General features: G+C 44.2%; 7 protein-coding genes. 6 read left to right on the forward strand and 1 reads right to left on the reverse strand.

Features of this window, described 5'->3' with window-relative positions; all coding sequences use genetic code 11:
- Positions 1-414: 414 nt before the first annotated feature.
- Positions 415-1455 carry a tetratricopeptide repeat protein gene (locus tag C6Y40_RS09020; protein ID WP_105934311.1) on the reverse strand — a complete coding sequence of 347 codons (1041 nt, stop codon included), beginning with the start codon at positions 1453-1455 and terminating at the stop codon, positions 415-417.
- A gap of 447 nt (positions 1456-1902) precedes the next feature.
- Here C6Y40_RS09020 and C6Y40_RS09025 point away from each other — a divergent pair, with 447 nt between their 5' ends.
- From C6Y40_RS09025 to C6Y40_RS09050, 6 genes are all read left to right on the forward strand, one after another.
- Entirely contained in the window at positions 1903-2136 is a 234-nt protein-coding gene (locus tag C6Y40_RS09025) for a hypothetical protein (RefSeq protein ID WP_105934312.1), read from the forward strand.
- Positions 2137-2146: 10 nt separating this feature from the next.
- Positions 2147-2515, forward strand: coding sequence for a hypothetical protein (locus tag C6Y40_RS09030; RefSeq protein WP_105934313.1), 369 nt, complete (start codon positions 2147-2149; stop codon positions 2513-2515).
- Positions 2516-2602: 87 nt separating this feature from the next.
- Positions 2603-4285, forward strand: a complete 1683-nt coding sequence (locus tag C6Y40_RS09035; protein ID WP_105934314.1) for a tetratricopeptide repeat protein — start codon at positions 2603-2605, stop codon at positions 4283-4285.
- A 761-nt stretch (positions 4286-5046) separates the two neighbouring features.
- Positions 5047-6711 carry an ABC transporter ATP-binding protein gene (locus C6Y40_RS09040; protein ID WP_105934315.1) on the forward strand — a complete coding sequence of 555 codons (1665 nt, stop codon included), beginning with the start codon at positions 5047-5049 and terminating at the stop codon, positions 6709-6711.
- 29 nt (positions 6712-6740) lie between these two features.
- Complete coding sequence (locus C6Y40_RS09045) at positions 6741-7010, forward strand: PqqD family protein (protein WP_105934316.1); 270 nt, start codon at positions 6741-6743, stop codon at positions 7008-7010.
- On the forward strand, positions 7003-7464 hold the full coding sequence (locus C6Y40_RS09050; RefSeq protein WP_105934317.1) for a lasso peptide biosynthesis B2 protein: 462 nt from the start codon (positions 7003-7005) through the stop codon (positions 7462-7464). Before C6Y40_RS09045 ends, C6Y40_RS09050 begins: the two co-directional genes overlap by 8 nt.
- Positions 7465-7958: the final 494 nt, after the last annotated feature.

The following is a 7958-nucleotide window of genomic DNA, read 5'->3' on the forward strand; positions in this document are numbered from 1 at the left end:
AGAAAGGACTGCACTCACAGTCAGAAATATCACATCAATAAAGTCATGTTGAACATTAATTTGCGTGCGGGGATCGGTAACTTCTGAAAAATGGCTTAGAAAACTCATAATTAACTCGTGTCATCAAAAAAACTATTTGATCACACTAATGATGATAAATATAACGAATTAAATCGATCAGATATCAGAGTAATTTAACAAAAGTACGATCTTGCCCTGGGGGGATGGGATTCCGCCATTTGATGAAGAAGGCAAAATCAAATATGCGCTTGTTTTCAACACAAGTAGAGCTTCGATGCAATACAAGCATCAAATAAGAAGAAGATAACTAATTGATTCCCTTTAAAAATACTAAGGGATGAGGGTTAAATTATGTCTAGTTCTCGATTCATTATGTCTTTTTTACCTTTCGTATTATTCGCACACCAGCTGATGAAACCACATTATGCCGTAATCTTTCAAGCTGTTCAGCTTCGCCAGATCCGTATCGTTCGCAATGGCTGATTTAATGTGTGGATCACAGTTTATTGCGCTATCCAGTATACGCCTTATTTCAACAAAATTCTCTTCTTGATATTCAACAGGCTGTTTCTCAAATTCTACGATTACTTTATAACAGGCAAGGTTAACTAACAGTCTTGCTCTGAGCTGATTAGACATATCAGCTATGTTAAATGTACTCTCCAGCACCTCAATTGCTTCATGCATTTTATTGAGGCCCCGTAGTGCTCTGGCTTTATTACCCAGTAATCTGGGATTATTGGGCGAAATTTCAAGGCATTCGTTGCTCAGTATCAATGCTTCATTACTTTGGCCACTACTTATAAGGTCTCTGATATTTTGAATTTTAACATCGATAGAATTTAAAATTATACGCTTACGCTCTTCTTCCAGTTCATCTCTGAGCTCATCCACTTCATCCTGAGGTGCATATTTTTTATAAGCAGTAGAAACTACCCCTACACCACCAAAGCCACTTAGTATCGATAGGCCGAGTAACTTAATCCATGACCAAAAGGCTGCATCGGTAGAAGATTTACTATCGGCCTCTATTCGCTCATTATGCGCATTGATCACAGAGATAATCTTGCTTATTTCTTCGGCATTTCTTTGGTGAGACGAAGTAAATAACTGTGGCGGAATTATAATAGGGCTTTCTTTTTTACCGTCAAAAGCCTTGGAGGATATGGCTGAGAAATCCACAGAACCTGACATAGTGAAAATACCAATAGCCAGTATTGCTGCAATAGAGCCTGCTAGAATAAAACCGTACCAACCTAAATCAATATGTTTCGGTTTATCGCTTGTAATAGCGCTCTGAGGATTGTGGTAGCGCCTTAATTTATAAGACCCTTTTGATGAAAGGGCCTGAATAAAGCCCCCCAATGCGCCACCAGAAATGATTACCAAAAAGAACCCAATCACAAAAGTGAGTGATGTTGGAATACTATCCATGTATATATCCCGGTGTTATTTGCCATATTGTTGTGTAAAGTAATTTAGCGTTTCAAGTCTATTGAGTAAATAGCGCTGTACGCAAACTGTACGAAGGGTAAGTTGGATTCACATCCCTGATTATCAGGAGAAAAGAATCCCCCACATTGAGATCACGAAGTGCTCATCCCGGCCAATAAAATATAGTCATCCCGGCCTTGAGCCGGGATCTCCTAAACAGTCTGACTCCGCTTAAATAGCCATTTAAGGAGATCCCCGCCCAAGAGCATGCGGGGATGACGGAGGTGGTGATATGAGGGGGTAATAAAGGAAGGCGAAACTTCCGGGATAAAAAAGAAAGGCAAAACACCGGAATGAGTATGTTATTTCTCACACGGTAAACTTGATTTTTTACATATTAAATATATATTTTTTATGTAACGTTGTTTCTGTTAAACGGAGATGCAGATGTCGAAACCAGAGAAAAAAGTAAGTAAAAAAACGTCGATTGATTTAGACGAAGATACATTGAGGCTGTTAGCTGAACTGCAAAAAGGCTTTGGTGTATCAACCAATGCTGCGGTGTATAAAAAGGCACTTAAACTGGCGTACTACATGGTTAACGCTGCCGATAAAGATCACGGGGTGGTAGTGGAGAACGCCCGAAATCATCAGAAAGAGCGCTTAATACTTAACAGCTAAAGGACAACCTATGTCAGGGGATGACCAGAGAAGTTCAACGACTATCCTTATTGATTCGATTGATGTTGACGGTGCTGACATCGATCGATTAGCCCATACCGCAGATATGCTTGAAACGGCAGCAACAGGCGAAACTCGTCGCGACGCAATACGCAAAATTATTGGTTTGTTTAAATTACTAAACCTTACTGTTATCGGTGTTGTTGGCGTTATGTTGATTGCCGACTGGGCTATTCTGGCTTGGGTAACTGATTCCACATTAAAAGATAGAATTATCGACCAAACCGTGGTGATGGCCCTGATTGGTGCTACGGTTGTTCAGTTAGGCACTGTAATGCTGACATTGTCAAAACACCTGTTTCCGGCCAGCGGTGAGTAAGAGTTACTGCATGTCGCCGTATTAGTTTTTAGTCTGTTAACCCTATGCTAAAGTGACCAAAAAGTAAGTTATTACAACGAGATTCTTGTGACAAAAACAGATAAAGACACCGCCAAACTAGCCGTACGGTTGGATGAATTTTTAGATGCAATCGACGTTGGCGATACCAAATTGGCCCGCTTCATTGTTAAAAAAGCCGTAAAAAAATACCCTCGACACGGACTCAGCTTTGCCATGCAGGGGTTGGCGGCTGTTTATATAGATAATAACCATTCAGACGGCTACCTTTACCTAAAAAAAGCGATTAGTAAAGGCTATGGAGCTGCGTTTATTTATTTCAACTTTGGGCTCTGTGCAGAGAAAAGCGGTTTTATAACAGAATCGTTAGAAGCTTTTTACGAGTCGATCGAACGCGCCTCACCCGAAGAGCTGGACGCATACGGCCCCGCTCGCGAGCGGTTATTGTTGATACAAGAGACCCTTCCAGAGCACGTAACACTCAAGCAATATTTTGCTGATGCCAAAGAGTTTGAAAAAGGCGTATCGCTGCTTGAAAATCAATCGTTTAGCGACGCTATCCCGTGCTTTATAAAGGTTACGCAGAGCCAGCCTGAACATGTACAGAGCTACGGGAATCTGGGGATCTGCCAGATGTATTTAGGAGAGCACCAACTCGCTAAGCGGGCATTTTATCAGGCTTTGGCCATCGATCCGGATTACGAGCTGGCCGAAACAAACTTGCAGCGCTTAAAGGCCCTTGAAAAAGGCGAAATAACATCACTGCCCGATATTACGGTGGTAGATTTTTACGGCGATCGAGAGCAAGAGTCAGTCAATCCGGCCCGAGAAGTCAATCAGGCTTTATCGCAGGCCATGTCTGAAGAACAGTTTGAATCGCTGGATGAAGCGCAGGCCTTTGTTGATAGTTTCATGCAGGAGCATAACGATTCGCCCCGCGAGGATTTGCTTGGGTTAACGCCAACCCAGGCAAGGGAGCTGCTAACCACCCCGTTTGAGGCGCCTGCATTACTAACCCGTGACTTCAAACGCGTTTCGCAGCTAATGGCTGTGCCCCTTTACTGGTTGGCGATAAATCTACTCGGTGCTCTGGGCCCGGATGGCATTAAATGCACCGCTGCCGGTAATTTACCCCGCGACCTGTGCCGCACTATTTTCGAAAAATACCAGCAGGAAATAGATTCGGGGATCTCGCTTTTAACCATCAATAAAGAAGAAGACTTTGCGCATTTGCATGTAGCACGCTGTATTCTTGCTCTTGCAGGGCTTATCCGCAAACATGGCGGTTACTGGAAACCACTTAACGCTGCCTGGCAGCTTTACGAGCGAATACAACAAGGCGACCAAAACGCTGTTACAGAACTTTACGAAACCCTCTTTACCACATACATCACAGATTTCAATCTGGCGTATCTCGCCGGTGACGAAGAAAACTGTGCATTTTATCAATCCAGTATCGGCTTTTCGTTATACATTCTCTACCAACTGGGAGATTCCTGGCGGCATAGCCGGGATTATCAGCAGTTATTCGAACGGACATTCCCTGATGAAAAAAAACCGGTGATTGAAATTCCCGGGGTGGAGCTGCCGTCTGAATACATACTCAGGTTTTGGCTGGACTTAGCCTGGCAAGTGGGTTTGATAGAAAAACGTCAAAGCAGTGAGGGGGGCGCCTTAAGTAAAGACATTAGGGCAACCTCATTGTTTGCAGAGTTAATTACCTGGCACCTGCCTAAAGTAAAATTGCTGTAATTTGAGGGACTTGGTTTACCTCTTTTTCCGTCATCCCAACCAAAATCATTCAGTCATCCTGGCCAAAAATAATCAGTCATCCCGGCCGGTTTAATTTAGTCATCCCGGCCTCCGAGCCGGGATCCCCTCTTTTCCGTCATACCGGAAGATACGAAGTATCTATCCGGTATCTCCCACACAGTCTGACTCCGCTTAAATAGCCTATTGAGGAGATCCCCGCTCAAGAGCATGCGGGGATGACGAAAGAGGTGTATGCGGGGATGACGGAGGTGGAGCATGCGGGCATGACTATTTCCATTCCTGTTATCCCGGCCCCCGAGCCGGGATCTCCGTCTTCCCCGTCATACCGGAAGATAAAAAGTATCTATCCGGTATCTCCCAAACAGTCTGACTCATTCCAAATAACTTATTAATAAATCCCAAAATCTACTTATAAAAAACAATACTTGGCAAACACTGGTAATAACCAACATCAAAAATAACGCTGTATAGTAACTAACCAATGGATGAGTTGTTGTTCCCTCCAGGCAACAACCAGTGTTCCTTCCATTTCTGTGTTGTGTGAACCCATTTCAGCCCCGTTTCATACGGGGCCTTTTTCTGTGCAGTAAACAAGAGTCAGCATTAAAAATCACATCAGTAATATCCAATTCCTTGGCCTGATTTGTATCACCCCAAAAGGTTCTGTTGTAAAGTAAGGATTCATAACAAAAAAAACAGCACCGCGCTCGGTTTAGCGGGCGCCAACTGCGGAAGCTTCAATGTTCGATAAACTGCGCGTTTACTATGGTTTAAAAGTATTTCAGACCTATAAATGGTCGTTTGTTATTGTTGTTTCGCTCATGGTGAGTGAAACCGCGGTGGGACTGAGTTTGCCATATTTAATTGGTCAGCAGTCACAGGCTTTTTTAGATGAAGTCACTATCCTCAATGACAACCACCTAAAATATCTTTTTCTATGGATAGGGTTATTTGCCGGACAAGCTGCGCTGCGCTTTTTCTCCAGTTACAACGTTAACTTGGTGGGGGCGCGGTTAATGGCAGATTTCAGCTGCCGGCTGTATGATCACATCCAGGTATTACCCATTCAGTATTTCCAGGAAAATAAGCGCGGTGATGTGCTGTCTATGCTGACTAACGATCTGGCCGTAGTCAGTTTTTTTGTGTCCAGTGTACTGACCAATTTGATCCCGAACATTCTGGTATTAATTGGCGCCTCTATTCTGATGTACATGATTGAACCCACTATTGCCTTGTTAATTTGTTTTCTGGTGCCGCTTATTTACGTGATATTAAAGTTTGTAAGTCGGGGAATGCAGCCGATTTCTCAGCAACTGGTGCAGCGCCAGGCCGATACGCTGGCACAGGCCAGTGAAAACATTGGTGCTATATCCTTAATCAAAGCGTTTAATAAAGAAGCGGATGAGTCGTCTAAATTCAGGCAACGAACCAATGAAGTACTGGCACTCAGAGCAAAACAATTTCGTTTACAGGCTCTGCTTTCGCCGCTCATTCAGTTTCTGGCCTCAATATGTATTTTGATTGTGGTGATCATGAGCGTATTAAAGTTTAATGCCGGCTCTCTGGGAATTCCCGACCTCATCACAATGCTGCTCTACGGTATTGTATTTACCCGGCCGCTGGGATCCCTGGCAGGCCTTTACGGGCAACTTCAGCAGGTTATCGGCGCATCTGCACGGCTACTGCACGTGTATCACCTTGAAAGCGAACCGCGTGATTCTGGCGGTATTGCCGCGCAAATTAAAGACGGAGACATTGTATTTAATAAAGTGTCTTTTGGTTTTGCGCAGCGCGGCGAGATTCTGAAAGATGTATCCTTTCATCTCAAGCCACAACAAAACATGTTGATATACGGGCAAAACGGCGGCGGGAAAACCACTTTATTGCATCTTATCATGCGTTTTTACGAACCGGTTTCCGGCGAAATCATTATCGATGGTTTTAATGTGCAACATACCACTATTCGGTCGTTACGGTCGGCCATTGGATTAGTGTCGCAGGATGTACTGCTACTCAATGGCACCATTTTTGAAAATTTGACCTATGGCTTAGCAAACCCGATAGCCGATGAGGTATACAAAGCGGCCAGCCAGGCAGGCCTCGACAATATCATAATGCGTTTACCTAACGGGTATGACACTCAGGTAGGAGAGGGCGGCATCAAATTATCCGGCGGGCAGCGGCAACGCATTGCTCTGGCTCGTGCGTTGTTGCTGAAACCAAGGATTTTGTTACTCGATGAGCCAACCTCTATGTTAGATGAGCAAGCCAGACTCAGTTTTAAAGAGGAATTTCATGGATTGTTTGCCCGGTTTACCGTTATCATGATCTCTCATGATCCCACGCTATCTAACGTTGCCGACGTGGTTTATAAGTTAGAAAACGGTGAGTTAAATCGGCAGTAAACGCAGTCAGGTAAATAAAGGAGTAAAACATGGCTACCTATCAACTAAAACCAGATTTATTACTGCAAAAAGTTGCAGATGAGATGGTGTTATTAGAGCCTGAATCTGGCGAGTATTTTACCCTTAATAGCGTTGGCGCCGACATGCTCGAGCTCATGCAGCAGGGTAAGTCTGCCCCGGAAATTGCGCAGCATATAGCAACCGATTACAACGTGCCGACAGCTCAGGTACAAGCCGATTTAGATGAACTGTTAAAACAGCTCGAAGAGGCTAATCTGGCCGATATAGTAAGTGATTAAGCGCTGTAAACAATTACTGTCATTACCAGCGGCTGAGCGTCGCTGGTTTTGGTTATGCTGGTGTCAGTTTGCCAAATGGCATCTGATTATTCAGTATTGTTCCTACGGTAAATGGAAAAACGTAATATTTAATAGTGCTTATAGCGAAAGTGGGCGTTCACTACATATTCCTCTTGCAAAAGCGATTCAGCTTAGTGAGATGGCGGCGCGTAATCATATATTTACGATAAATTGCTTACGCCGATGCTTGGTTCAACAACAGTTGCTTGCGCGTTACGGCTACTCGTTAAACCTGCATTTTGGCGTAAAAAAACAGCAAGGAAAATTAAAAGCCCACTGCTGGTTAACTTATCAAAACAAGCTGATAAATGATGGCGATGAGGTGGTCTCCACTTACACCGAACTCACTCTGGCAGAGCATCAAAGCCAACAAATTATCAAAGCGCTGAAATAGCAAGAATATCCTGGCAAAAATATAGTCATCCCGACCAATAAAATATAGTCATCCCGGCCCCCGAGCCGGGATCTCCCACCTTCCCGTCATACCGGAAGATTCGAAGTATCTATCCGGTATCTCCCAAACAGTCTGACTCAGCTTAAATAGCCTTTTGAGGAGATCCCCGCTCAAAAGCATGCGGGGATGACTATTTATAATTCCGTCATACCGGAAGATACGAAGTATCTATCCGGTATCTCCCAAACAGTCTGACTCCGCTTAAATAGCCTTTTAAGGAGATCCCCGCTCAGGAGCATGCGGGGATGACGAAGGGGTTAGCATGCGGGGATGACGGAGGGATTGGCATGCGGGGATGACGAAGGGGTTAGCATGCGGGGATGACGGGGGTTGTGGCATGTGGTGATGACTTTAATTACCTGTCATCCCGGCCAACAAAATACAGTCATCCCGGCCAAAAAAATATTGTCATCCCGGCCTCCGAGCCGGGATCT

It is taken from the genome of Marisediminitalea alba, assembly GCF_002993365.1.
Taxonomy (GTDB): Bacteria; Pseudomonadota; Gammaproteobacteria; order Enterobacterales; family Alteromonadaceae; genus Alteromonas; species Alteromonas alba.

What these genes read in the sequence shown, in the direction of transcription:
- C6Y40_RS09030 (WP_105934313.1), top strand. Translation starts at nt 2,147, where the DNA reads ATGTCAGGGGATGACCAGAGAAGTTCAACGACTATCCTTATTGATTCG.
- C6Y40_RS09020 (WP_105934311.1), bottom strand. Translation starts at nt 1,455, where the DNA reads ATGGATAGTATTCCAACATCACTCACTTTTGTGATTGGGTTCTTTTTG.
- C6Y40_RS09040 (WP_105934315.1), top strand. Translation starts at nt 5,047, where the DNA reads ATGTTCGATAAACTGCGCGTTTACTATGGTTTAAAAGTATTTCAGACC.
- C6Y40_RS09045 (WP_105934316.1), top strand. Translation starts at nt 6,741, where the DNA reads ATGGCTACCTATCAACTAAAACCAGATTTATTACTGCAAAAAGTTGCA.
- C6Y40_RS09025 (WP_105934312.1), top strand. Translation starts at nt 1,903, where the DNA reads ATGTCGAAACCAGAGAAAAAAGTAAGTAAAAAAACGTCGATTGATTTA.